The following is a 24,376-nucleotide window of genomic DNA, read 5'->3' on the forward strand; positions in this document are numbered from 1 at the left end:
GGCGATGTGAAGAAAATTAGCGAAGCAGCCCTTTCACTTCGCCTTCGGCAGTCGAAGCTCTTTTTCATAGACCTCAGGCTTGAAGCCGACGAGCAGCTTGCCACCGGCCTCCAGCACAGGTCGTTTGATCATCGAAGGCTGTTCAATCATGAGTGCCAATGCGCGGGCTTCCGTCAATCCCGCCTTCTCCACATCCGGCAATTTGCGAAACGTGGTGCCGGCGCGGTTGAGCAATGTTTCCCAGCCGAGCTTTGCGACCCATCTTTTGAGCCGGGCGTCATCGATGCCAGCCGTCTTGTAGTCATGAAAGTTGTAGCCGATGCCATGATCGTCGAGCCACGCGCGCGCCTTCTTCATGGTGTCGCAGTTCTTGATGCCGTAGATGGTGTTGGTCAACGCAAGGCGCTCCGGAGATTGTTGTATTATGAAGCGGATGTATAAGGAGATTTCGGTGCTGACGAAACTACTTGCCGCACTCATCGTACTCTGGGGCCTCGCCGGATCGGCGATCGCGGAGCCTGACGAGGACGCTGTGCGCGATCTGCTCCATTCGACCTTCGACAAGCCGGAAGCAAAGCTGGATGTCGCGCCTGTGGTCGCCCTGGCAGGCTATGCGATTGCGGGCTGGACGCAGGGCGAGACCGGCGGGCGGGCGCTCCTCCGTAACAAGCACGGACGCTGGACCATAGTCCTCTGCGCGGGAGACGAAATCAGGAGCGCCGAGGCCTTGCGGCATGCCGGCATTGCCCCTGATGTCGCAAACGCACTCGCCCAAGCGCTCGCGAAAGCCGAGCAAACGGTTCCGGCCGACCGGCTTGCAATGTTTGCCCGGTTTGAGGGGCTGCTGCGGATGGACGAGGCGGGCAACCACCCTCCGGCTCATGATCGGGCGCACTGATCAACGGTAAAAGGACAAAGGCGGCTTTCGCCTCGGGATTTGGCGGAGACGGCTTTCACCGGTTGCATGCCGCAAATCGGCTGCTATACCGCAGCATCCCGCTTACCTGCGCTCGTTCGCAGGAGTGAGCCACAGGAGAGACTGATGTCCGACAAACAAGACCCCTCGTCGGGATTCCGGTATGGCCTCGCCAACTTGAAGCCCGCCTCGCCCACCGACAACGTTGTTCTCACCTTCCCCGACGGTGCGGAACGTGAGTTTCCGAGAAACATCACCGGCCTGGAAATCGCCAAGGGAATCTCGCCATCGCTGGCGAAGCGAACGGTGGCAATGGCGCTCGACGGCGTTGTCAGCGATCTTGTCGATCCGATCGAACAGGATGCAAAAATCGAATTCATCAGCCGCGACGACCCTCGCGCGCTGGAACTAATTCGCCATGACGCCGCGCATGTGCTGGCGGAAGCCGTGCAAACACTTTGGCCGGGCACGCAAGTGACCATCGGCCCCGTGATCGAGAACGGATTCTATTACGACTTCTTCCGCAACGAGCCGTTCTCGGTCGAGGATTTTGCCGCGATCGAGAAAAAAATGCGCGAGATCATCGCGCGCGACAAGCCTTTCACCAAGGACGTCTGGGATCGCGAAAAGACCAAGCAGGTATTCCGCGACAAGGGCGAGGCCTTCAAGGTCGAACTCGTCGACGCCATCCCCGGCAACGAGCCGATCAAGATCTACTACCAGGGCGACTGGTTCGATCTCTGTCGCGGCCCGCACATGACCTCCACCGGCAAGATCGGCAACGCTTTCAAGCTGATGAAGGTGGCAGGCGCGTACTGGCGCGGCGACAGCAATAATCCGATGCTGACGCGCATCTACGGCACGGCGTTTGCTAAGCAGGAAGACCTCGATGCCTACCTCAAGCAAATCGAGGAAGCCGAGAAACGCGACCACCGAAAGCTCGGCCGCGAACTCGACCTGTTCCACTTCCAGGAGGAAGGTCCAGGCGTGGTGTTCTGGCACGCCAAGGGCTGGACCATCTTCCAGGCCGTGATCGCCTATATGCGCCGCCGCCTCACCGGCGACTACGACGAGGTCAATGCGCCGCAAATGCTCGATAAGTCGCTATGGGAGACCTCGGGCCACTGGGAATGGTATCGCGAGAACATGTTCGCGGCGCAGTCGGCCGGCGACGAGGCTGAGGACAAGCGCTGGTTCACGATCAAGCCGATGAACTGTCCGGGCCACGTGCAACTCTTCAAGCACGGGCTCAAAAGCTACCGCGACCTGCCGCTGCGGCTCGCCGAGTTCGGCGTGGTCCATCGCTACGAGCCGTCGGGCGCCATGCACGGCCTGATGCGCGTGCGCGGCTTCACGCAGGACGACGCGCACATCTTCTGCACCGAGCAGCAGCTCGCCGACGAGTGCCTCAAGATCAACGAACTGATCCTTTCGACCTATGCCGATTTCGGTTTCGACGGCGATCTGACGGTGAAACTCTCGACACGCCCCGAGAAGCGGGTGGGCTCGGACGCGGCGTGGGATCACGCCGAAGCGGTGATGGCGGATGTTCTCAAGCGCATCGCCGCATCAAACAACCGGGTCAAGACTGAGACCAATCCCGGCGAAGGCGCATTCTACGGACCGAAGTTCGAATACGTGCTGCGCGACGCCATCGGCCGCGACTGGCAATGCGGCACAACGCAAGTGGACTTCAATCTGCCAGAGCGGTTCGGCGCATTCTACATTGACGCCGATGGCGGCAAGAAGGCACCCGTGATGGTGCATCGCGCGATCTGCGGATCGATTGAACGCTTCATCGGCATCTTGATCGAGCACTTTGCCGGCCACTTTCCGCTTTGGCTCGCGCCGGTGCAGGCGGTCGTCACCACCATTACTTCGGATGGTGATGAATACGCCAGGGAAGTCGCAGCCGCAGCGCGGCGTGCGGGGCTTCGCGTCGAAATCGATCTGCGCAACGAGAAGATCAACTACAAAGTGCGCGAGCACTCGCTAGCGAAAATTCCTGCTTTGCTCGTCGTCGGCAAGAAGGAAGCTGAGACCAAATCGGTTTCCATCCGCCGTCTCGGTAGCGATGGCCAGAAGGTGATGCCAACCGGTGAGGCCATTGCCGCGCTTGTGGAGGAAGCCATGCCGCCGGACATCCAACACCGCAAGATACCGCAGTAGCTGCGGGCTTCGAAAAAGATACGTATCAGTTACATGCCGGCAAGCTTTGCCAAGGAACACGCGCCCGCCCGCAAATAGATCGATCACAATCGCGTCCCCCCTTGCGCGAGCCAAGCGGGCGGCAGCAAGTTCAACGAGAGCACTTATGTCCGATATTATCGAATTCCTGCGCACCCGCCGCTCGGTCAAGCCACGCGACATGAGCGGGCCCTGCCCCTCGGCTGAGGAGATCGATATCATCCTCACCATCGGCGCGCGCGTGCCTGATCACGGCAAGATAACGCCTTGGCGATTCATCGTGTTCGAAGGCGATGCACGCGCCCGCGCCGGCGACGTCATCGCTCGTGTCTACGCGAGCAAGAATCCGTCGGCACCGAAGGAGGAAGTCGAAATCGAAAAGCGCCAGTTGATGGAAGCGCCCCTGGTAATCGGTGTGGTGAGTTGCATAAAGCAACACCCCAGTGTGCCGTCGTGGGAGCAGGTGTTGTCGGCAGGGGCCAGCGCCATGAATATCGTCACGGCCGTCACCGCGCTCGGCTATGGAGCGAACTGGCTGACTGGCTGGTTCGCCTACGATCGCGACGTGCTCGACGGCCTCGGGTTAAAGTCGGACGAAAGATTCGCGGGCTTTATTCATATCGGCACGCCGACCAAGCCCAGCAAGGACCGGCCTCGTCCAGCCCTGTCGGATATCGTCACCCGATTCTAGCGGTTCGAGCATTCGCATCTCGTGGCGGGCGCTGGCCGATCACTCCGTTTCCGATCTCTTGAGTGTCTTGTCTCGTTCTTCGAGCCAGAGCACGATCTGGTTTGCGGTGACAGATCCGACGCCCGGCTCGGACAACAATTCATCCCAGGTGTAGGCGGTTGCGATCTCGACGAGATAGCGACTGCGCTTGGCGACGGTCCGGCCACCGAGCGAGGCGTAGCGGCCATGAAGCAACGCCTCCACGGCCCGACGCGGCAGGTTGCGGCGCGGAGCTTTCTCGCTCGGCTTGGGGCAGAACGCCCGCACGTCGTGCTCCTCGATATCGAGCTGCGCGGCGATGCGGCGATGATCCATACCGAGCGTGCGCAGGATCGCCACCTCGTCGCGGAGCCATGAGAGGAAGCGACGCCGGTTGTAATCGCGTTGAGGCGGCGGCGATTCCTGCTGGACGGAGAGATCATCCTTAACCAGCGTCAGCATGGGCAATCTCCCGATTTGGTGGATGTTTGACTCAACTGCGTTGCAACCCTGGCCTGTCTTTTGATTGAGCATGATCTCGTCAAAACCGGTTCTCTCGACTGTCGCTATTTTGCGAGTTCTGTTGCGCGCGCCAACGCGGGACCGAAGCCGTTGAGCGAGACGTTGAAGGTGACGGCCTCGTTGCTGGAGAGGTTGAGCGAGGCGACCACGAGTTTCGTGCCCTTGCGCATGGCGTCGGTGGCGGCGGCGGGGAAATTCACCGGCAACAGGCAGCCCTGCGGCACGCAGGTGGAGAAGCGCAGTCCCTTTCCAAGGTCTTTGTCGTCGAGCTTGAGCACCGCGCCGGCGTCGAGATTGAGCCCGAACGGCATCAGGATGGTGCCATCGACCTTGCCGCCCACGGCAGAGTTCAGTTCGATGGCGTAGACGCGCCTGCCGGTTTCCTTGTTGCCCTGCGCTTGCGACAACAAGCATTGCTTGCGCCGCTCGATGATCCGGCAATCGACGGTCCAGTCGCCGAAGGTCTCGTTCACCGACGAGGCCCCGTTCGGCAGCGTTGCTGCTGATGTGGCTGGCTGCTGCACCGCCGGTTGCTGGGCCTGGGCCGCAGTCATCGTTGCTGTGATCGCGGCAGCGAGGGTGAACAGGCGTGTTCGTGTGAGATTGGCTGACATCATCGACTGAACCTGATTGGAACGGCGAGTGTGATTGAACCGCCGCCGACATCGGGCGGCGGGGCGGGAACGGGACTGGCGCGGCGCGGCAGCGAGGCGGCTTCTGCGTCGAGCGCGGAGTCGCCGGCCGAGCGCACCAGGCGTGCCGACAGCACGCGGCCGGAGCGGTCGATCGTGAACGCAACCGTCGCAACCCCCGCACCCGCCGCACCGGACGGGAAACGCTTGTGGCGGTTGAGATGCGCCATCAGCGCGCCGCGCCAGGAGCTCGGCGACATCGACGAGGCCATGCCTTCCGCGGGCGCGGCGGCGCGATCGGCGCGCTGCGCCTGTGAACTCTGCGGTGCGGTGGTGCGCGGCGCCTTCTTCTTTTTCTTCTTCGGCTTCGGTTTCGGCGGCTCCGTCTTGGCCGGCAGCACCACCTCCGCCTTCTCCACCTTCGGCGTCGGCGGCGGCTTGAGCTCGGCCTCCTTCACTTCCGGCGGCGTCGGATCTGGCTTCTCCTCGACCGGCTTCTCCGGTTCGGGCTGCTCCTCCTCGGCCTCCTCCATCTGCGGCCCCGGCGCGATGTCCTGCTGCGGCACCTCCGGCGCCACCGCCAGCGGCGCCAGCTCCATCATGATCGCGGCCGGCGGATCGCCCGGCGTCTCGGCCTGCGCCGGCCAGTGCAACGCCAGCCAGATGCCGCCGGCGTGCACCGCGACCACCGCAAGCCCGGCCGCGGTCCAGCGCAGCGCCGCGGCCCTGGTCACCGCGCCTTCCGGCCGCCCGTCCGGATCGCGCCAATCGATCCTCATGGCTTGGTAGCCGCCGCTGGCGCACTGCTACCGGCGGCCACGCTACCTGCTTGCACCTGTCCGGTATCCTCCAGCCCAACCAGCGCGATCTTGAGATAGCCGGCCTCGCGCAACAGGTTCATCACCTTCATCAGCTCGTTGTAAGCCACCGTCCCGTCGGCGCGCAGAAACACCCGCTGCTCGCGGTCATTGCTGGTCTGCTGATCGAGCGTTGCCTGAAGGGTATTGCGCGGCACCTCGTCGTTGCCGAGCGCCAGCGTCAGATCCTGCTTCACCGTCAAAAATACCGGCTTGTCGGGACGCGGCTGCGGCTGTGCATTCGACACCGGCAGGTCGACCGCGACATCCACCGTCGATAACGGCGCAGCCACCATGAAGATGATCAAAAGCACCAGCATCACATCGATGAACGGGGTGACGTTGATTTCGCTCAGCTCGTCGATGCCGCCGTCCTGCGGGTTCTTCAGAGATACCGCCATGAGGGCTCACTCCGCAGCGGAGCGGCCGCGCGACAGCGGCACCACGGACGGTCCAAGCCCCCGCTCCTGACGTTCCAGGTCGCGCGAGATGTGCTGAATGATCTCGCCGGAGGCATCCGACAGCAGCGCCCGGTAGCTCGAAAGCGCACGCGCGAACACGTTGTAGATGATCACCGCCGGAATCGCGGCGACGAGCCCGAGCGCGGTCGCAAGCAAGGCTTCGGCGATGCCCGGCGCCACCACCGCAAGATTGGTGGTCTTGGAATGCGAGATGCCGATAAAGGAGTTCATGATGCCCCACACCGTGCCGAACAGCCCGACGAACGGCGCGGTCGCCCCGATGGTCGCAAGCAAGCCCGTGCCGCGGGCGATGTCGCGCCCCGACTTGGCCTCGATCCGCGACAGCGCGATGGCCAGACGCTCCTTGATGCCCTCAGAGGACAGATCGTTCGAGCGCCTGCATTCGTTCTCCGCCGCCTCCATCAGATCAGACACCGGGCCCTTGCCGGTCCACCCCTCAGAGATCTCTGCCCGTGCCGCCGCAAGAGTGTCGGCGCGCTCCAGCTTGCGCAAGCAGCTCTGTGCCCGCCGCCGCGAAGCCGCCAGATCCAGCCCCCGCGCCAGCCAGATCGTCCACGTCACCAGCGACGCAAACGCCAGACCGATCATCACCGCCTTCACAATGATGTCGGCCTGCATGAACATGCCCCACGGCGACAGGTCTTGCGGAAGCGTGGAGGACGAGGCATCCGATGCTGGCGCGGCAGCCGGCGCAGCTGATTGATCCAGAGGCGCGGCCGCGTCAGACGATGCCGCCGGTGCCTCCCCGGACGAAGCTTCAGCCGCAGGTACACCCGAAGAAGACGACGGCGTGGGCGATGTCACCGACGACGGCGGTGTCGTTGGCGATGCGGACGATGGCTGCGCGGACGGCTGCATCGGCGTCGATGCTGCTTGGGAAGACATCGGCACTGACGATGATGGCTGCGTCGGTAACGCCGACCGCGGTGAAGGCTGCGTCGCGGGATGCGCCGACGGCCCAGATCCCGCCGCAGCCGGATGCTCCCTCTGCTGCTGCGCAGTCGCCGGCGCCGCAATCGCCAGAACGGCGAGCGCGACGACAAACCCAAGACGTGTCGCCCTTGTTACAAATCCCGTCATGATTCCCCGTTCCTTGTTCCTATTGACTTGACAGCGCCACGACAGGATCAAGCCGCGCCGCGCGAAACGCCGGCATGAAGCCGAACAGCGTTCCCATAACCACTGCCCCCGTTACCGCGCCGATCGCTGCCGTGATCGAGAAAATTACCGTCATGCCGAACAGTGTGGCTGCGGCTATTCCGATCAGCACGCCGAGCAGCAACCCGAACACGCCACCGATTGCCGACAAAACGATCGCCTCGGTCAGGAACTGGCCCAGGATGTCCGCGGTCCTGGCCCCGATCGCGGCACGGACACCGATTTCCCTGGTGCGCTCGGCCACGGTGATCAGCATGATGTTCATGATGCCGATACCGCCGACCAGCATCGAAATCGCGGCGATGGCGCCGAGCAAAAGATTACTTGAGCGGCGCTCATCCTCGGCCTTGCGGAAGGCGGACGCCGCATCGTGCAGCCAAAAATCCTCGCGACCGTGGCGGCGGATCAACAGCGACTTGATGGCGTCCTTGGTCTGTTGCAGACGGGACATATCGGCGATGGAGACAACGATCTCCGACAGCTCGTCCTTACCATAGAGTCGCATCGCAGCCGTCCGAAGCGGCATCACCACGTTATTGTCCCGATCCATGCCCTTCTCGGAAAGGCCCTTGGACTCGAGCACGCCGGTGACAAGAAATGGAATGTTGTTGACCAAAACGTGGCTGCCGGAAGGATCGGCGATATTGGGAAACAGTTTTAACGCGAGGGTCGCACCGAGCAACATCACGGCGTTGCCGCTGATCTCATCCTCCTTCGTAAAGAACATTCCCTTCGCCGTATCCCAGTTGTGAACCGTCCGAAACTCGGCCGTGGTGGCGATTACTTCGGCGTTCATATCCGTGTTGGCGTGCCGCAATATGCCGGCTTCCCACAAGGCCGGCATCGACCCGGACACGTTGGCAAGATCCTTGATCGCCTCGGCATCGGCGAGAGTCAGCGGCATGCTGGTCACTGCGGATTCGCCCGCACGGCTGACCACCAACCAGTTGGTGCCGATGGCGGAGGCCCGCTCCATGAACGACGCCTGCGCGCCGCGCCCGATCGCCATCATGGCGACGACGGAAGCAACGCCGATGACGATGCCGCTCAGGGTCAGCGCCGTACGAACCGGATTGACCGCAAGCGCGGCGAAGGCAGAGCGGGCCGCTTCCTCCAGCCAGGCCCACAGCGGCGGCGAGGTGCCATTCGCATGCCGTGCAGCAACGGCAACCGAGGAGCGCGGAACCCTTCCAGCGTCGCGACCGCTGTCAGAGGCGATCAGTCCGTCCTCGATCCGGATGATGCGCTCAGCCGCGGCGGCTACGTTCGAGTCGTGAGTGATGAGGATGATCGTGTGCCCGGCGCCGGCAAGCTCTTTCAGGATCCCCAGTACTTCCGTGCCGCTTTTGCTGTCCAACGCGCCCGTCGGCTCGTCAGCGAGGATCACCGCGCCACCGTTCATCAGCGAGCGCGCGATCGAGACACGCTGCTGCTGGCCGCCCGAGAGCTGCGACGGCCGATTGAACATGCGCGTGGCAAGGCCGAGCCGCGCCAGCAGTGCGGACGCGCGGCGATGACGATAAGCGCGGGGCGCGCCGGCATGAACCGCCGGCATCTCGACATTGCCTAGCGCGCTTACTGTCGAGATCAAATGATACTGCTGGAAGATGAAACCAAAGGAATTGCGACGCAGCGCAGCGAGACCGTCACGATCGAGCCCGGCGACATCCTGTCCCGCAAAACGGTAGATGCCCTGCGTCGGCCGGTCGATCAGGCCGATGATATTCATCAGCGTCGACTTGCCGGATCCGGAGGCGCCGACGATGGCGACGAACTCGCCGGAATAGATCGACAGCTCGACGCCGCGCAGCGCGCGGGTAACAACATCGCCGCTACGATAGGAGCGGCAAATGCCCGTCAGGTCGATGAGCGGAACATGCGATGCGTTCATGACTCCACCCTCAGCTTAGCGGGCGGACCGGACGCCTTCACGCCCGTGATGATCCGTTCGCCACCGGCGAGGCCGCTCGTGACTTCACTGAGGAAGCGGGTCCGGGCACCAGTCTCGACCTTGCGGACGGCGATGGTCCCGTCTCCCTGAAGAACGCGAACCTCGCTTTTTTCGTTGAGTGACGACACTGGAATGACCAGGGCGTTTTGCGCCGCGGCGGTGACGAAAAATACCTGTGCGGTCATTCCGGCTTTCAAGCCGCCATCCTTGTTGGGAACGTCGAACAGCGCCGTGTAGAGTACGACATTGCCCGATTGCGTTGCAGCCTTGGCCTCGACCTTCTTGTCGGGCCGGCGCGGCGCCGGCTGGATTTGCCGGAGCGTTGCATGCCACTTGCGGTCCGGCCGGCCCAATGTGGTGAACCACAGCGGCATGCCTTCACGCAGCTTGACGACGTCGGCTTCGGACACATCTGTCCACACCGTCATGGTATCGAGGTCGGCGATTTGCAGCACCAGCGGCGTATCATAGTTCGCGTTGAGGGTCTGCCCCTCCTTCGCGTCCAACGAAACCACGGTGCCCGCCATCGGCGCGGTGATACGGGCGAAGCGCAATGCTGTTTTTTGCGCGTGAAGATCGGCCTGCATCTGACGGATGCGGGCTTTGGAAGCGTCGATACGAGCGATCAGGATGTCGCGGTCGCGCTCCGCCGTCTCAAAAGCGACTTTCGAAACTGCGCTGCTCTGAGACAGCGTCAGGTGGCGCTCGGCATTGCGTTTTGCAAACGCAAGCCCGGCTTCCTGCTCGGCGAGTTCGGCGGTCAACCGCGCGACGTCCGCCTCAATGCCCTCGACCTTGGCCGCCTGCATCTCGGCGTCGATCTCCGCCACGACCGCCCCCGCGGTCACCTCGTCGCCAACGGCAACGTGAAGACGCTTCAACTGGCCGGACACCTGCGCGCCGACATCGACATAAGCGCGCGGCTGTATTTTACCGGTCGCGGCAACGGTGCTCTCGATGTCCTGCCGCGTGACGGCAACGGTCTCATAAAGGCTGTCCGGCGACGGCGCGCGGAATCCCATGAAAGCAAGGGTGCCGAGCACAGCCAGTGTGACAACGCTCACCCCCAGGACGAGCCGCCGAGAACCGCGCGTTCGCCGCGCCGGCGCGGTCCAGGCCGGCAGCAGCGTCACGCCATCGACATCGTCAGGAGGCACCGGGGCGTTCATCGTCGGCATCCGCTCACTGAATGTCTTTGTAGTCGACGTCGAACGACTGGCCGGGGCCAGCGTCGAACAGCAAATAGAACTCGCCGTCAGGCTTGCGGAAGCTGACGGTCGAGTCGGTCCCGAAGCTTGTTTGCAGGATGATCGTCTCGTCGTAGCGAACGACGTCGAGCCTCACCCCGGGAACGCCGGTGCCGTCCGCGAATCCGCCTTCGCAACCCACCATCGTCGCATCGATCATCTTGCAGATACAAAACGGCGGATGCGCCCAGGCAGCACCGATAAAGAAAGACACCGCGCCGAAGGTGGCGATGGTCAGTCCGCCTTTCCAGAGCCCCTTCATATCCGCCCCCTCTTCTCGAGCCAGGCCGCAGTCAAGGGCGAGGCTGTGCGGATCGGGATCGACGTCTGGTATAGCGCGCCGTCCCAGCCCTCGAACGTCACCCACAACATACCGTCAGCACTGGCCTTCTCCGGAATCCGCACTTCCGCAAACTGTCGATAAGGGGTACCCGAAAACAGCGCGCCCGCGGTACGAACGTTGCGCGGCTTGCCGACGCGCAAGTATGCCGCCTTCACCTGATCGACGCAGGCCGGACACAGCGCCATGACAAAAGACTTGGTGTAACCCGCACGCCCTTCCGCCTCCGGTTCGATCAGCTTGAACTCGGCCATCCGCGCGGTCCACGGACCAACCACAACCTCGCCGATATCGCGCTCGCCGAGGCCCTTCTTGCCACCGAACAATGCATCTGCCTGGAAGAAGGCCGGCGCCGAAACGATCGGCACGATCAGCATCAAGGCGCTGAGATGGAATCGCCAGCGCTGCCACAGCGACGCATTGCGCGATGGGGATACGAGCGCCGCCATTACTCAGTCGCCTCCAGCCCCAACCGCACATGTCTGCGGTCGCGGACGATCTTCACTGTCTCGATCGCGGTGCGCCTGGTCCACACCATCATCCCGGAAAACACCAGTGTGGTCAGCGTCAGACCGAACAGCAGGTAGATGAGCTTGAGCCACACGCCGGCGAAATCGCCGGTGTGCAAAGGCCGCATCGAGCCGGTGACGAGCTCGAGCGCGGAGCGGTCGGACACGCGCCGCGCCCGCTCCACCTTGCCGTTGTAGGGATTGACCTCCACCGTCTCGAAAATCAGCGGATAATTGCCGCGCCCACCGACGCTGATTTGGCCGTAGGCGCTGTCCGGGAGTTCCACGAAGCTGGGCTCAAGATCAGGCAGCTGAGCATGCACGATCTCGGCCGCCTGCCCCAGCGTGATCCGCGGCGCCGGCGCGCCCTCGGCGACCACCGGCACGTCGGTGCGCGCCACCACGGGCGGCACACCTGCCGTTGAAATCGAAATGTGGTTGTCGCTGAGAATCGCCTGGATCAAAAACCAGCTTGCGGTCACCGCCATAATGGCGATGAATGGGATCGACCACACCCCGGCCAGCCGGTGCAGGTCGCCCCAGAAGATGCGCTTGCCCTTGCCGATGCGAAGGCGGGGCTGCAGGTAGGCACGCCAGAACCGCTTGTAGACGACGATCCCTGTGATCAGCGAACCAAGCAGTGGAACCGACAAGGCCGAGACAAAGTACCACCCAATCGGGAAGCTACTGTCGAACGGCATCAACAGCCAGCCGTGCAAGGCGCGCGTGAAATCACGAAAATCGAACGTGCCCTGCTCGCCCTGCACCACGCCAGTGTATGGATTGACGAACAACTTGGCGGAACTGCCATCGGGGCGTGTCACTTGCACCCCCAGGGCGAAGATCGACTTCACCGGCCGCGAGATGAATCTCACCCGAGCACCGGGCACCTCGCGCTCAACCGCCGCCAGTATCTCGTCATAACCGAGCAGCCGCGCGTCATTCGTGGGAGCATTGGCCCGCTCCATCGGAGATGCCAACCACATGATCTCCTGACTGACGGTCGCGATCGACCCTGTCAGACAAACGAAGAACAAAAACGCCCAGATCGGCAGCGCAAGCCAACCGTGAATTACGAACCACAGGCGGGCACCTGAGGTCTTACGCGATGCGGTTCCATTCACTCCTGCTGTCCTCGGCGCGCTGGTTGTCCCGCCACGGGACATCCGCAGGTCAAAGAATGGCGACCCTATAGTTAGAGACGTTCGAGCAACCGCTTTTTGAACCCCCTCGCTACAAAATTTTTTGACGTCATGAGCTAACCAGTCGCACCCATCTTTTTTCTTCCAACCGCTCCAGAAGCGGAACTTGGTGGACAAGGGTATAGCGTTGCGGCTCGCCATAAACGCCGGTGTCGTAGTTACCGAACACGGAATAGTGCTTTTGATTCAGTAGATTTGCGGCGCCGTGGTCCTGGATAAGCGAATAGACGACGCCTTCCACGACCGTCACAATGACCTCGTCGGAGCGGCAACCTTCCCCTATCGCGGAAAAAGAAGGGTTCGCCCAGGTCCTGATAAAAGAAAGTGAAAAGGCACAGCCGCCTCAGAAACCCTGGCGACTAGTGGAGAAGGTACGCCGGAACCAGTCGTCCAGCAGTGCTTTCTCGTATACATACCGATCGCCCGAAAAGCGCGCCGACGGATTCATCTGGTAGTTGATATCGGTGAGCGTCTCTTCGCCACTTCGCACACGCCGGCCTCTTTCGATCAATGCATAACGCAGTACGATCCTCGGTAGCGTGACGCCATTAACAATCCGGACGTTGTTGGGAGCAAAACGAAGCGGCTGTTGATAGCCAGCAAGATCGATATCGACGATATCTATGTTGAGATTCTGCCCAGGCGCGAGAAATCGCTTGCCGAGACGATCCAGATGAGCGCGAAAAGCCGCCTCTACCGACGCGCTCGAAGTATCGTATGAGCCTGCATCGGTATAGCGGTCAGAATTGACGAAGCGCACGTTCACGCCAGCGTGGCTCGATGCCGGCGAAAGAATGATGACTGCAAGAACCGCAGCGATGCCAAGATTCCAGCGCATGGTTCACCTTTCGGCCCCGTTGACCGAACATAAGCACGAATCCCGAAACCTTCCAGGCGCAATTGCCGAGACGAGTTCACATCCTGAAGCGCACGGGAACAACGAGTTGCACGACCTGCGCGGTGATCTCCGGCGGCACAGGGGGTAAAGGAGATGCGCGCACGATCATCGCGAAGGCTTCGTCGTCGAGTTCAGGAGAACCCGAAGAGCGCACAAGATGATATCGGAGCACCCGACCGTCGCGATCCATGCCGAAGCTCAAAAGCGCCGTCCCTTCAGTTCCTTTCATACGGGCCTCGCTCGGATAGCGCTTGTAGCGCTCCAGGTGAGAGAGCAGCCTCGCCTTCCAAGCATGCGAGACCCCGACGGACGCTTGATCGGTATCGCTCGCTCCCATCTCGGGTTGGTCAGGCACGCCGGTAGCGCCCATGATCGGCACACTCGTATGAGGCGGCGCGGAGCTTGCGGCTGGCGGAACAGGAGGTGCGCTTGCCTTGTGAACTAACGCCCGCTTCGGACTCGGCGCCGGCAATGCCACCGGCTTTTCTACCGCTTCTCCTTGTTCGGAAATCTCCGGCGGAGGGTCCTCGGCGAGCGTCGGCGGGGGTAATTCAGCGAGTTCCGCCGACGTTGGTTCGGCAACCTCACCGTGCTCGACGAAGGTTGAGCCATGGGAGGGAACAACGACGATCTCGACAAGGGCCGGACCAGGCTGTTCGCCGACCACCGGCTTGACCGTCGGATCGCAAACCAGCGTATACAAGATAGCGAAATGTGCAGTGAGCGCGATACACGATGGGATTCTCCGCGCAACAAGACGAGGCATCCAACCGCCTTGCATGATGGCGGTGGGGTTTCCCATCACGCACCGTCCGCGACCAGGGATTTACGGTGATGAATTACATCGGCGCGGGTCAGCATGGCGGTAACACGTTGCGGAACGGCCATGACGATGGACGCACAAAGAGAATGACCATCAGCCGCGCGGACAGTTCGCATGATGGCGTGCATTCTTCGCTCTCCGGCCTGCGAATAATACAACGTCGCGCATACGCAGCCGCGCGCTTCTCACAGGGCATGGCAGCTACCTAGGCTGGGCATGTGCCGCCTTCAAGGCATTGCAAGAGCCAGCAAACTTGAATACCTCGAAAGTAATGAGGGCTTCTCTCCGCGACGCGGTCGGAGCGACACAGAATATTTCGCAAGCGATTGCGAGCCTGGGAGCATCGCCGAGCCGCTTGCTGCCGGGATCAATCAAAGGACGTCGGCAAGCAACGAGATTCGCTTACGCGTGATAGCGCGGTGAAAATGGCAGAAGCGGCTCAAGATGCGGCGGGTCGTCTTCTGGAACAGATGGGCTGAAACCATCGGTAGCGAGGCTCATCAGTCATGCTCGCGACTGAGCCCCATTCAAACGTCTGGCACGATGTTTCATCGTGCATCGCCCTTTGTGATTGCCGAACCGTCGATGGTGATGCGCGACGCCTTATTCCTAACCTGCCGAAACTTGAGCTATCAGCAAAGACCGGGATTCAAGCAACCATTTCCGTTATGCTTTCGCATCACCTGCATCAGCGAACAGCGCGGCAATGGTTTCCGATGCGATCAACGCGTTGGCTTCGAGGGGCTTACCGACGACGTGCTCATCAACAAGCGCGAAAGCTTCATCTTCGGCCATCCCGCCACCAATCAGCCCGAGGGTGATGACGTTCTCCACATCGGTCGCCGAATAGATCTTTTCAAGAAAGCGTCTGTGGCAAGCCGCCGGTGTGTCGCCGTATTGCCCCGCCAGTGGTGCCCTGCCTATGCCGAGACGGGCAATCGTGATCATCCTCGAGACCTGTTTCAATTTCGCTCCACCTGCGATCATGGCGAGGACCTTGGGGTCGTTCAAATTGAAGGTACGAACCTTGCCGGCAAAACTGATCTGGCGAGCGCAACGATTGGTGTTGTTTTTGGTCATCTCAAACCTCCTCGATTACTTTGGCAATTCGGCCTGCGATTCCAGCAACCCAGGCGGCGTTATACGAAAGCAGACCACACCGTCTGTGCGATATGTAGGTGAGGCGGCTCTTTATTCTATTGTGATGCTCTCCCGCCGAGCATCTCGCATCGGCTAACCACATGCCGTGTTCCGGGAGGATCAGGCGATAAGGCTGCTCCGGCTCACGGTTCGCCATATGTGGTCATGGGAGCAATTCGGCGATCACCTTCATTTTATCACGAGCGTCACCCACGCGCCGGAAGGGCTAACTCGTTTTCCTGCATTGAAATCCTTCTGGAGCGGGTGAAGGGAATCGAACCCTCGTATTCAGCTTGGAAGGCTGCTGCTCTACCATTGAGCTACACCCGCGCCCGCCGATCACCTATCACGTCGCGCCGGGACCCTCAACCATCCTGCAGCGCAATGAATATCCCGGAACGGACGAGCAAGGGTCTTAACATGCCGCGCGTTCGTGCCTATGATCTAGTTTCCAACAACAAACGAAAGGAGGTGATCCAGTGTCTTGTTCAGAGCGCTGTCACCTCGCTGGGATCGCCCGCTAGGCTTTTCGCCTCGTGGAGGGCGACTCAGCGCCCGGGCCAGCGAGAATAAACATCGGGGCGCGGCGGGACAGCTCGCCGCGCCTTTTCGCTACAACAGGTGGATGCGGTCGGGCACCTCGCCATATCAGCGCAGCTGGCCCTCTCAGCATTAATGTTCACGCTGACCGATCCGCGCCGCCAGCGTGGCCGTACGCCACGAGCGTCAATCGTTGAACCGACATCACCATCGCGCGTTGGCATAGTGCGTACGGCGTCGATGTTGACGGCGTGCCTCATGCCGTCCTCCGCTCCAGCCGCCAAGTTGGAAATGGCCACTGTCGGCATGTGCCCATTGCGCCCCCGCAACTAGCCCGCAGGAGTTCGCCAGCGCGATTTCGTTGTGGGGCATGCGTGGCCGCGTGACGTTGCGTCCGTACTGGTTGATATCGAGCGCCAATCCCGCCGGATGCAGAGAGCCATGCACACTTCCGTGCGCTCGCCAGCCTCCCATAAAACGGATCGGATAACCCTGCCGGTCGAGAGCCGACACCAGACATTGAAAAGCACCAGTGGCGCGGTTGGCAACATGCGCCTTGGCACCCGAGGCCGAACGGATCAAACCGACCGCTCTCCCCGCGCCCTCGGCCATGACCCGCGCAAGCCCGACGGGAATTCGTCTGTGCCCCTTGTGACGGACCCAGTGCCGGACAGCAACATGATGGGAATGCCAGCTGGCGTGCTCCGCCGAGTCATACTGCGGGTTCCAGTTGCCATAGCAGGGGCGCATCGCGTCGCATCCCGTGGTGGCAACCTGCCATTTCTTAGAAGAAGGTCTGGCCGATGAGGGTGTGGCAACAATGCAAATCATCGCCGATGCAATAAGCAGTCGGATCATCGTATCTCCCGGCATGCTGGAGTGAGGGGAACGCGGGAACTAAGCCCCTGCTCTGAAATGTCCGGCACGGAACCGCTGGTCATGGTGGCAGGTACCTAGGACGGGCAGCCATGCCCTGTCCAGCTAGACGCGAACAGGCGAATGAATTAAGATTGACGGTCGAGGTTAAATTGCTTGAATGAGCAGCACGACGACGTCGATTCTGCGGCAAAAAGTCGAGCCGAATCAATTAGAAGAGACTACTGGCGGGAAACACGCCTAATCTCGGCTCGTGCGAGCCAAGAAGATAACTCTGGCTCATGAAGTCTAGGCTCCGCCAGCCGCAGACGTCCCATCCAATCCAGTTTAAAACATGAACGGTCAACCGGCCAATCGAGCCGGCGCCAAAACTGGCGTCCAAGACTTGGAATGCCGCCACGGTCCCTCTCAAAAACTCGTAGACACGGCGCACTCGCCGACCAGGCGCGCCCGCCTTGCACCAACTCGCTAGCGGTTTTTCTCCTTCGCGCATAAGTAGGGTCAACAACACCGCACTGGCTTCAGGAAGGAGCATGCTTGAAACGGGCGATCGAGACGACGGAGGCGAACGATGAATGATTTTTGGGAATGGCGCAGTTCTTCGCGAGAATTCGATGGCAAACCTGACGATATCGGTGGAGGTCACGGGAGTGACCGCACCAGAAGGGGTAAACTCGGTCTGATTATCGGCGTGGTCATGTTCGTTGTTTTGGCCGTGATATTCGTAATTTTCGAATATGCGCAGTGAACCCGCGTCATGAGTCTTAAGCAACGGCCGGCCATTTCCACCATTGGATGCGTGGAAGTGCATCTTCTTGGCCAGCGCTCGGTTGACTTTGCCGGGGCGCTTCGCTCATAAACGCGCGCAACCGCGCGCTCGTCATCCGGGCAGGTGCCTTTAATGTCATCCATGGTCGGTCGGGCCACTTCAGCAGGTGACATCCGATGGCGTTGCGGGGGAGTGTCCCGAGTGGCAAAGGGAGCTGACTGTAAATCAGCCGCCTTATGGCTTCGTAGGTTCGAGTCCTACCTCCCCCACCATTCCCAAGTTCACCATTCTCAAATCTCCGATTGCTACGATTTTCTCGATAGATCCCACCCCCCCGAGACAAACACGCATGAGCGATCGTGATCGAGAACCGCGATTCCGGAGGGGTTCACGGCCGGGGAGTGGCCACGTCAAGGATTCCCACCGGAAGGGCCCACCAAGGCATGGTTCGGTGCGGAGAGCTCGCGAGACCGGCCCCGATGGCCCAGCGGTGCTTTACGGCTGGCATACGGTGACAGCCGCGCTGGCGAATCCCCGCCGCCGTATCCGAAAATTGCTGCTTACAGAAAACGCCGCGCTGCGGCTCACGCATGAAAACATCAATACCCGGATCACGCCTGAAATCGTGCGTCCGAGTGCCATCGATCAGCGCCTCGGCCCCGACGCGGTGCATCAGGGATTGCTCGCCGAAGCCGATCCCCTACCCTCGCCTGACATCGAGACGCTGACGCAGGAAGGCATCGTGCTGGTGCTTGACCAGATCACAGACCCGCACAATGTCGGCGCGATCATGCGATCGGCCGCGGCTTTTGCGGTGAAAGCGATCGTCACCACGGCGCGCCACAGTCCCGAGGCCACCGGCGTGCTGGCAAAGTCCGCCTCTGGCGCGCTGGAGGTTGTGCCGCTGGTGCTGGTGCAGAATCTGGCGCGGGCGCTGACCCGACTGAACGACCGCGGCTTCATGACCGTCGGCCTCGACAGCGACGGTGGCGAGAATCTCGCCGCCATCCAGTTGCGGCAACCATTGGCTCTGGTACTCGGCGCCGAAGGCAAAGGTCTGCGGCAGCTCACGCGGGATACATGCAGCGCGGTCGCGCGCCTCGACATGCCTGGTCACATCAAGAGCCTTAACGTCTCGAATGCCGCGGTGCTGGCGCTTTATATCGGCGCCAGCCATCTCGGCCTCATGCACTGACGGCACGAAGACGCCGGGCATTGCGGGAACGCGTTTGTTTTTCAGGCGCGCCGATCAGTTCTCATGATACCGCGCTGAATGACGGTAGTCATGATGTTGTCCCGATCCATAAATCACGCGCGGAAGAGCGGCGCGATCGCCATGGCGCGAAACATGGCCGTGATGCCGGGTACGATTCCAGCGATAGCTGTACACGACCGGGCCGGTCGCGGGCGCGCCATCATAGTAGTGATGCATGGCGTGGGCATAACGACCGCCGTCGTAAGGATAGAAGTAAGGACGACTGTAGGCATTCCATCCGGCAACGGCACTTTCCTGATAGGTCGGCACTGGTGCGAAATTGCCGGGACCGCTGAACACTGGCCCTTGATTGACATAATAGTACTGTGTCGGAGACGGCAGGCTCTCGTAGCCAGCGAAGCCGTAACCACCGTAATAGCCTGGATAATAACCCGATACGCAGGGGCTGTACGACAGGCATGGAGAGCATCCACTCGTGAACAACCCTCCACATGCCATTGCGGGCGCAACACTTGCGGCCACGATGGCCGCAGCCGCGACCATCCCGGAAATCATTTGACGCATCTACTTTCTCCCGCTGTTTTCTTTGTTCGATTTGGGTCGTGTTGATCTCAACGAAAGTTTGGAGGCAAACCCGAGGGTCCGATCTTGGGCGCGAGGATCACCGGAGGCGGCATCTGCGGGATGTCGGATTGCGCGGGCGTCGGGTTTGAACGAGCCGACCACGACTGATGAAAGCTTTCGGCTCGCCGCAGTGGCTTGCGATTGGATGGCGGCTCGATTTCGAGGCGGCCGTAACCGGGCGCGCGGCCAAGACTCGGATAATAATGACCGACATGCGGTTCATAGACGTAGCGTCCGCCGTACACCGTGGGCTGCGGTTGTATCCTCCGAGAAAGTCCCCAATCGCCCTCGACGACGGCATAGGACGCATCGACACCATTGATGATGATGGGAACGCCGGGACGTCCGGGAATCACAAACACCGGACCGCTGTCGGCCAGAGCCGTCAATGAGGTCCCGATCAAAATGGCCAGCACAAGTCCGATACGCATCACTGGACTCCGGGTTATGGCAAACCCTAATCGAACCAACGCCGGCAAGGGTTAAGGCTGTCACCGAAACTTCCGGTAAGCCTAACGTCTCGGGATGCGCCGAGGTTCAAATGCGAACAATCCCGCCATCGAATTGTTAACGCAGGTCGCGCCTGCTCCCATCGTACGAGTTAGTCGCTCACGCTAAATATCTCTTCGATGGTCAGGTTGAATAGGCGGGCGATTTTGAATGCCAGCGGCAGGCTTGGATCATATCGTCCACGTTCGAGTGCATTGATCGTCTGACGCGAAACGTCCAGTCGAGCAGCCAAATCAGCCTGTGACCAATTGCGTTGCGTACGAAGCTCCTGAATGCAGTTGTTCATCTGTAGCTCAGGTGGCCCAGAAGAACGCCCACAGGCCGCACAGCACCAGCCAAACAGTGAGGGCCGACAACCGTGGGAAGCCGGCATTTTCCAGAAAGCCGTAGCTGAACGTGGCGAGGGTCGTACCTGCAAAACCAAAAGCAAAAGCTTCCAGTTGCAGCCTGCGTTGCATCTCATCCGATCTGCGTGTGATTCCGACGATGGGCATGCATAGCAGAAGCGCCGGAATCATCGAGCCGAGGCTGATTGCGATACTCGCCGCTCTATCATCGGTGCCCCGCGCAAGCAGACGCAGCGAAATAATCAGGGTGATTGCGTAGGTCGCCATGCTCAACGCGGCGGGAATCATGTTCCGCGCTAGCTTGGTGTATGTGTTCTGGTCCATTGTCCGCATGTAAAGCTAGCTTTACACTCACGCAAGTCACTCAACATGTCAAGTACGCTTTACATACCGACGAAGGCAGTCGATTTCCCTAGGCTGATTGTTCATCCCGATAGCCGTAGGACACACGAATCCCCCGTCACGAACAGCGATGAGCGTATTTACCCGACAGGGTAGAAGATCACTTGGCGCACAGGGCCAGAAACCCGCTGCCACGCCCGCCACAGCAGACCTCGCAACAGCTATGTTCCAACTACCATCGGATAAGAACCCATAGCCGTCAGCGGAAGACTGCGTTAAATAGCGCCTCTTCGCCCGCTTAGCTCAGTTGGTAGAGCAGTGGTTTTGTAAACCTCAGGTCGCTGGTTCGAGTCCGGCAGCGGGCACCATCTCAGAGATGCCAGAGCACTAGATCGTCGCGCGTGCGGAACCTGCTGGTCGATAAAGCATGGGCCGGGTGTGCGGACGCGTGCCCCTGCAAGGAGCCGCATCCGCCATGCTGAGTGTTTTGCGTACTATAGACACATCGGCGGAATGTCGTCGGTGGGGTGATGGATGCAGCGCCTCCCGGTAGGACAACAATGATCCGTAGGGACGACAATGATGCATCTTGCGTTAGGATCGAAACATCCTGCCAGTCCGCAGCTAGGGCAGCCTAGCCGCGTCCTGTCCTTTTATCACCTGCGCGGACATGCCGTCCCTGTCACCGGAGGCTGCTCACGTCAGCGCCTCCTCCTCTTCCTCTTCCGCCGCCGCGTCGCGCCGCGCTACCCCGCTCTGCGCGAGCTTGCTATGCGTGCCCCTGCTATGCGCGACCCTGCTATGCGCGGCCTTGACGCCCTCAGCCAGATCGCTGCGAAATCGCACGTAAGGCGGCTTCACGCCATGGATCAGAAGCGTGCGCCGGATCGCGGGAGACGCTCCGGTAATATAGACGGGCGCTCGCCGGCGATGCGTTTTGTGCACAAAGCCCTCAATCGCTGCAGCTCCGGAGGAATCGATCACCGGCACGTCCGAGAAATCGATGACGTAGGCTTTCGGATGGTCGCCAATACTGTCGAGCGCCGCGCCGACATTCGCCGCCGCCCCGAAAAAGAACGCCCCGGAAATCCGGTGAACGGCCACATCGGGATCAGTGGCGAGGGCGACATCATACGCTTTCCGGCCATTGCCATTGACCCTGACCGACTCGTCCCCGTCGGTCAGCGAACGCGCGTTCTCGACTTCCACCATCTTCGCCATGCGATGCAGGAATAGGAGCGCCGCGATACCGAAGCCGACAAGAATGCCTTCGATGAGGCCACTGAAGATCACCAGCAAGAACGTAACCACTAATACCACCGCGTCGCTGCGCGAGGCACGCAGAAGCATTGCGAATGCGTGCCTTTCGGCCATGTTCCACGCGACCACGGCCAGCACGGCGCCGAGCGCGGCCAGCGGGATGTACGAAGCGAGTGGTGCGGCGACGAGCATGAACAGCAACAAAAACACCGCATGCAGCATGCCCGCGACCGGGCCGTGCGCACCGGAGCGCACATTCGTTGCTGTGCGGGCGATCGTGCCGGTTACACAGAAGCCGCCAAAAAACGGGGAAACGATGTTGGCTATACCTTGCGCCACAAGCTCGCAGTTGGAACGGTGTCGCTCTCCGCTCATGGAGTCGGCCACCACCGCCGATAACAGGCTCTCGATAGACCCCAGCAGCGCGAATGACAGGGCAGCGGGCAGCACCTCAGTGATCTTCTCCAGCGAGATCACAGGGAGCATGGGTGCTGGCAGCGTTTGGGGAATGCCACCGAAACGGGTGCCGATGGTCTCTACCGGCAGGCCGAGCAACCAAACCGCAACCGAGGCAACACCGACCGACATCAGCATCGCAGGCCAGTAGGGACGGAAGTAACGTATCGCGACGATCAACGCGATCGTCGGTACGGAGACGGCCACCGCCGCCGCGTTTATGGTCGGCAATGCCGCGCTAATGGCTGCCAGCTTGTGAATCAGCTCCCCAGGCTCTTTGCCCGCAAGAGTGAGACCGAGTAATTCGGTGAGTTGGCTGGCGAAGATGATCACGGAGATACCCGCCGTGAACCCAATCGTCACCGGAAACGGAATATATTTGATGAAGGTCCCGAGCCTCAGCAGTCCCACCACAAGCTGGACGACGCCCGCAATCACGGTGGCAAGGAGCAGTCCTTCCACGCCGTGAAGCGCGACGGTCGTGGCGACAAGGACGATGAACGCGCCCGCAGGGCCGCCGATCTGAAATCGGCTGCCGCCAAGAAACGAGACGATGAATCCGCCGATGATCGCAGTGTACAAGCCACGGTCCGGAGTCACGCCGGAGGCGATGGCGATCGCCATGGAAAGCGGCACCGCCACGATGGCGACGGTCAGCCCGGCGAGAACGTCTGCGCGGAAATCCCTAAAGTGGTAGCCTTCCCGGAGGACCGTGACGAGCTTGGGTGTAAATGCTTCAACAAAGGTCGGTTCAACCGATCGCGCAGTCATAGCCATCCCTTATTTTATGCCGCTTGATGAATGGAGGGATCATCCGGGGGCAGGCAGCTGCCGTCCGGTAATTTTTGCTTTTGGTTAGAATGTGTTATCGCCTGGTGGGGAGTCTGGGTGCGTGAAGCGGGCTCTGCATCCGTCCCCTCGCTTCTCGCGTTCTCGACGATTTTGGTGAGCGTGTGGACGACCCAATGCACGATCCCCTCGCTGGCCTCCATCCGCTCGATCATCGGCTGCGACACCGTGGACATCTCGACCAGTTGCTTCTGGTCGGTGCCGAGTAAGGCGCGGGCAGCACGCATTTGCGTGGAGGTGATCAGGCTCGCTCTCCCGGCTCAATGTACCCTATTTTACATTCGTAATGTATCTTACTTTACATTTGAAATATCAAGTACGACAAATAACCGCACCTTGTAGCAGATACCTTCGTCGCCCGGCTATTACTGCCCGCGCCGCCTCAATATCAGGCTGCGATTTTTCCACGACAGGTCAGCCTTCCTGACCGAGCCGGCGATGGACAATCAGCGCCCCGGCAGGAAAACCGGAGCAGACGCAACAACAGGGGGCGAGGCACCCCGCCACATGCCGCGGATCGACCGAGGTCGGGGGAAGACTTTACCGTGGACATTCTATCGTCCAGCAACCACCTCGGAAGCTGCCATTCTATTGGAGCGGATGAACCAGGCGGCCAGCCGCACCGTTGGAGGTTGCATGGCGAACACTTTCCCACATGGCACTGTCCACGAAGCACGTGACGACCTTCAAGCAGCGTTGCGATCGGATCCAAAAGTCTTTGTGTTATGGGAAAGCCTGACGCCGCTCGGTCGGAATGAGTTCATCTGCTGGGTGGATGATGCAAAACAACCAAAGACGCGCCAGCGTCGCATCGAACGGGCCTGTGACGAACTGTTGGAGGGCAACAAACGCCCTTGCTGCTGGACAGGCTGCATTCACCGTACCGACAAAGCGCCAAGCCCATGGCAACAGGCAGTCTTGATTGATCGGTAGGGAAGAAAGGGCCGTAAACCGGCTTGAGCGCGGTCGCCAGCGCTCCACGATCCTTCACCTTGAAGCAGCGGGATCACGAGG

General features: G+C 61.0%; 30 protein-coding genes and 3 tRNA genes. 9 read left to right on the plus strand and 24 right to left on the minus strand.

The window, feature by feature from the left end; all coding sequences use genetic code 11:
- Window positions 1-33 precede the first annotated feature (33 nt).
- Entirely contained in the window at window positions 34-396 is a 363-nt protein-coding gene (locus B2M20_RS11125) for an ArsC family reductase (protein WP_079447113.1), read from the minus strand.
- A gap of 28 nt (window positions 397-424) precedes the next feature.
- Between B2M20_RS11125 and B2M20_RS11130 the strand changes: the two genes are divergently transcribed.
- The 3 genes from B2M20_RS11130 to B2M20_RS11140 all read left to right on the plus strand — a co-directional run bounded on the left by B2M20_RS11130 (window position 425) and on the right by B2M20_RS11140 (window position 3,794).
- Window positions 425-898, plus strand: coding sequence for a copper uptake system-associated protein (locus B2M20_RS11130; protein ID WP_244553491.1), 474 nt, complete (start codon window positions 425-427; stop codon window positions 896-898).
- Between the two features lie 144 nt (window positions 899-1,042).
- The gene (gene thrS, locus B2M20_RS11135; RefSeq protein ID WP_079447115.1) at window positions 1,043-3,085 is read left to right on the plus strand and encodes a threonine--tRNA ligase; all 2,043 of its coding nucleotides are present in this window, start codon (window positions 1,043-1,045) and stop codon (window positions 3,083-3,085) included.
- 145 nt (window positions 3,086-3,230) lie between these two features.
- Window positions 3,231-3,794 carry a nitroreductase family protein gene (locus B2M20_RS11140; protein WP_079447116.1) on the plus strand — a complete coding sequence of 188 codons (564 nt, stop codon included), beginning with the start codon at window positions 3,231-3,233 and terminating at the stop codon, window positions 3,792-3,794.
- 39 nt (window positions 3,795-3,833) lie between these two features.
- Here B2M20_RS11140 and B2M20_RS11145 read toward each other — a convergent pair whose 3' ends face one another.
- The 5 genes from B2M20_RS11145 to exbB form a co-directional block, all read right to left on the minus strand.
- A complete protein-coding gene (locus tag B2M20_RS11145; RefSeq protein WP_079447117.1) occupies window positions 3,834-4,274 on the minus strand; it encodes a hypothetical protein in 441 nt (146 codons plus the stop codon).
- Window positions 4,275-4,378: 104 nt separating this feature from the next.
- The gene (locus B2M20_RS11150; RefSeq protein WP_244553492.1) at window positions 4,379-4,951 is read right to left on the minus strand and encodes an invasion associated locus B family protein; all 573 of its coding nucleotides are present in this window, start codon (window positions 4,949-4,951) and stop codon (window positions 4,379-4,381) included.
- Window positions 4,948-5,745: an energy transducer TonB family protein gene (locus B2M20_RS11155; protein WP_079447118.1), complete on the minus strand. Its 798-nt coding sequence runs from the start codon at window positions 5,743-5,745 to the stop codon at window positions 4,948-4,950. Before B2M20_RS11155 ends, B2M20_RS11150 begins: the two co-directional genes overlap by 4 nt.
- Complete coding sequence (exbD, locus tag B2M20_RS11160; protein ID WP_079447119.1) at window positions 5,742-6,224, minus strand: TonB system transport protein ExbD; 483 nt, start codon at window positions 6,222-6,224, stop codon at window positions 5,742-5,744. Before exbD ends, B2M20_RS11155 begins: the two co-directional genes overlap by 4 nt.
- Before the next feature lie 6 nt (window positions 6,225-6,230).
- Complete coding sequence (gene exbB, locus B2M20_RS20670) at window positions 6,231-6,929, minus strand: tonB-system energizer ExbB (protein WP_087881164.1); 699 nt, start codon at window positions 6,927-6,929, stop codon at window positions 6,231-6,233.
- 47 nt (window positions 6,930-6,976) lie between these two features.
- Here exbB and B2M20_RS20675 point away from each other — a divergent pair, with 47 nt between their 5' ends.
- Window positions 6,977-7,387 (plus strand): hypothetical protein, encoded by a 411-nt coding sequence (locus B2M20_RS20675; RefSeq protein WP_087881165.1) that lies wholly within the window; start codon window positions 6,977-6,979, stop codon window positions 7,385-7,387.
- Window positions 7,388-7,404: 17 nt separating this feature from the next.
- Here B2M20_RS20675 and B2M20_RS11170 read toward each other — a convergent pair whose 3' ends face one another.
- The 12 genes from B2M20_RS11170 to B2M20_RS11230 form a co-directional block, all read right to left on the minus strand.
- Entirely contained in the window at window positions 7,405-9,354 is a 1,950-nt protein-coding gene (locus B2M20_RS11170; protein ID WP_079447121.1) for an ABC transporter permease, read from the minus strand.
- The gene (locus B2M20_RS11175) at window positions 9,351-10,583 is read right to left on the minus strand and encodes an efflux RND transporter periplasmic adaptor subunit (RefSeq protein WP_244553493.1); all 1,233 of its coding nucleotides are present in this window, start codon (window positions 10,581-10,583) and stop codon (window positions 9,351-9,353) included. Before B2M20_RS11175 ends, B2M20_RS11170 begins: the two co-directional genes overlap by 4 nt.
- A 13-nt stretch (window positions 10,584-10,596) precedes the next feature.
- Window positions 10,597-10,923: a hypothetical protein gene (locus B2M20_RS11180; protein WP_079447123.1), complete on the minus strand. Its 327-nt coding sequence runs from the start codon at window positions 10,921-10,923 to the stop codon at window positions 10,597-10,599.
- On the minus strand, window positions 10,920-11,450 hold the full coding sequence (locus B2M20_RS11185) for a thiamine pyrophosphate-binding protein (protein ID WP_079447124.1): 531 nt from the start codon (window positions 11,448-11,450) through the stop codon (window positions 10,920-10,922). Before B2M20_RS11185 ends, B2M20_RS11180 begins: the two co-directional genes overlap by 4 nt.
- On the minus strand, window positions 11,450-12,676 hold the full coding sequence (locus tag B2M20_RS11190) for a PepSY-associated TM helix domain-containing protein (RefSeq protein WP_079447125.1): 1,227 nt from the start codon (window positions 12,674-12,676) through the stop codon (window positions 11,450-11,452). Before B2M20_RS11190 ends, B2M20_RS11185 begins: the two co-directional genes overlap by 1 nt.
- Before the next feature lie 85 nt (window positions 12,677-12,761).
- Window positions 12,762-12,962: a hypothetical protein gene (locus B2M20_RS20000; RefSeq protein ID WP_079447126.1), complete on the minus strand. Its 201-nt coding sequence runs from the start codon at window positions 12,960-12,962 to the stop codon at window positions 12,762-12,764.
- 93 nt (window positions 12,963-13,055) lie between these two features.
- Window positions 13,056-13,550 (minus strand): DUF3016 domain-containing protein, encoded by a 495-nt coding sequence (locus tag B2M20_RS11200; protein WP_079447127.1) that lies wholly within the window; start codon window positions 13,548-13,550, stop codon window positions 13,056-13,058.
- Between the two features lie 76 nt (window positions 13,551-13,626).
- A complete protein-coding gene (locus B2M20_RS11205) occupies window positions 13,627-14,313 on the minus strand; it encodes an energy transducer TonB (RefSeq protein ID WP_244553495.1) in 687 nt (228 codons plus the stop codon).
- Window positions 14,314-14,411: 98 nt separating this feature from the next.
- Window positions 14,412-14,561: a hypothetical protein gene (locus B2M20_RS19545; protein ID WP_158081532.1), complete on the minus strand. Its 150-nt coding sequence runs from the start codon at window positions 14,559-14,561 to the stop codon at window positions 14,412-14,414.
- A gap of 538 nt (window positions 14,562-15,099) precedes the next feature.
- On the minus strand, window positions 15,100-15,513 hold the full coding sequence (locus tag B2M20_RS11215) for a GTA-gp10 family protein (protein ID WP_079447130.1): 414 nt from the start codon (window positions 15,511-15,513) through the stop codon (window positions 15,100-15,102).
- A 316-nt stretch (window positions 15,514-15,829) separates the two neighbouring features.
- A tRNA-Gly gene (locus tag B2M20_RS11225) sits at window positions 15,830-15,903 on the minus strand.
- A 414-nt stretch (window positions 15,904-16,317) separates the two neighbouring features.
- On the minus strand, window positions 16,318-16,971 hold the full coding sequence (locus B2M20_RS11230) for a hypothetical protein (protein ID WP_079447132.1): 654 nt from the start codon (window positions 16,969-16,971) through the stop codon (window positions 16,318-16,320).
- A 589-nt stretch (window positions 16,972-17,560) separates the two neighbouring features.
- Between B2M20_RS11230 and B2M20_RS19550 the strand changes: the two genes are divergently transcribed.
- The 3 genes from B2M20_RS19550 to rlmB all read left to right on the plus strand — a co-directional run bounded on the left by B2M20_RS19550 (window position 17,561) and on the right by rlmB (window position 18,953).
- A complete protein-coding gene (locus B2M20_RS19550; RefSeq protein WP_158081533.1) occupies window positions 17,561-17,737 on the plus strand; it encodes a hypothetical protein in 177 nt (58 codons plus the stop codon).
- 207 nt (window positions 17,738-17,944) lie between these two features.
- Window positions 17,945-18,030, plus strand: a tRNA-Tyr gene (locus tag B2M20_RS11240).
- A 77-nt stretch (window positions 18,031-18,107) separates the two neighbouring features.
- Entirely contained in the window at window positions 18,108-18,953 is an 846-nt protein-coding gene (rlmB, locus tag B2M20_RS11245) for a 23S rRNA (guanosine(2251)-2'-O)-methyltransferase RlmB (RefSeq protein WP_079447134.1), read from the plus strand.
- Window positions 18,954-19,007: 54 nt separating this feature from the next.
- Here the strand turns inward: rlmB and B2M20_RS11250 are convergent, their stop codons facing one another.
- The 4 genes from B2M20_RS11250 to B2M20_RS11265 form a co-directional block, all read right to left on the minus strand.
- Window positions 19,008-19,538: a hypothetical protein gene (locus B2M20_RS11250; protein WP_079447135.1), complete on the minus strand. Its 531-nt coding sequence runs from the start codon at window positions 19,536-19,538 to the stop codon at window positions 19,008-19,010.
- 47 nt (window positions 19,539-19,585) lie between these two features.
- Window positions 19,586-20,029: a hypothetical protein gene (locus B2M20_RS11255; RefSeq protein ID WP_079447136.1), complete on the minus strand. Its 444-nt coding sequence runs from the start codon at window positions 20,027-20,029 to the stop codon at window positions 19,586-19,588.
- 170 nt (window positions 20,030-20,199) lie between these two features.
- On the minus strand, window positions 20,200-20,394 hold the full coding sequence (locus tag B2M20_RS11260; protein ID WP_079447137.1) for a helix-turn-helix transcriptional regulator: 195 nt from the start codon (window positions 20,392-20,394) through the stop codon (window positions 20,200-20,202).
- A 7-nt stretch (window positions 20,395-20,401) separates the two neighbouring features.
- Window positions 20,402-20,743: a hypothetical protein gene (locus tag B2M20_RS11265; RefSeq protein WP_079447191.1), complete on the minus strand. Its 342-nt coding sequence runs from the start codon at window positions 20,741-20,743 to the stop codon at window positions 20,402-20,404.
- 346 nt (window positions 20,744-21,089) lie between these two features.
- Between B2M20_RS11265 and B2M20_RS11270 the strand changes: the two genes are divergently transcribed.
- Window positions 21,090-21,165 (plus strand) — tRNA-Thr (locus B2M20_RS11270).
- A gap of 328 nt (window positions 21,166-21,493) precedes the next feature.
- On the opposite strand, the gene B2M20_RS11275 is transcribed toward B2M20_RS11270, so the two are convergent.
- Entirely contained in the window at window positions 21,494-23,284 is a 1,791-nt protein-coding gene (locus tag B2M20_RS11275; protein ID WP_079447192.1) for a SulP family inorganic anion transporter, read from the minus strand.
- Window positions 23,285-23,298: 14 nt separating this feature from the next.
- Window positions 23,299-23,589, minus strand: coding sequence for a helix-turn-helix domain-containing protein (locus tag B2M20_RS20280; protein ID WP_374708917.1), 291 nt, complete (start codon window positions 23,587-23,589; stop codon window positions 23,299-23,301).
- Between the two features lie 409 nt (window positions 23,590-23,998).
- Here B2M20_RS20280 and B2M20_RS11285 point away from each other — a divergent pair, with 409 nt between their 5' ends.
- Complete coding sequence (locus tag B2M20_RS11285) at window positions 23,999-24,295, plus strand: YdeI/OmpD-associated family protein (protein ID WP_079447194.1); 297 nt, start codon at window positions 23,999-24,001, stop codon at window positions 24,293-24,295.
- The last annotated feature ends 81 nt before the right edge of the window (window positions 24,296-24,376 follow it).

Origin of the sequence: Nitrobacter vulgaris, from assembly GCF_002028545.1 — a bacterium.
GTDB classification, from domain to species: Bacteria; Pseudomonadota; Alphaproteobacteria; order Rhizobiales; family Xanthobacteraceae; genus Nitrobacter; species Nitrobacter vulgaris.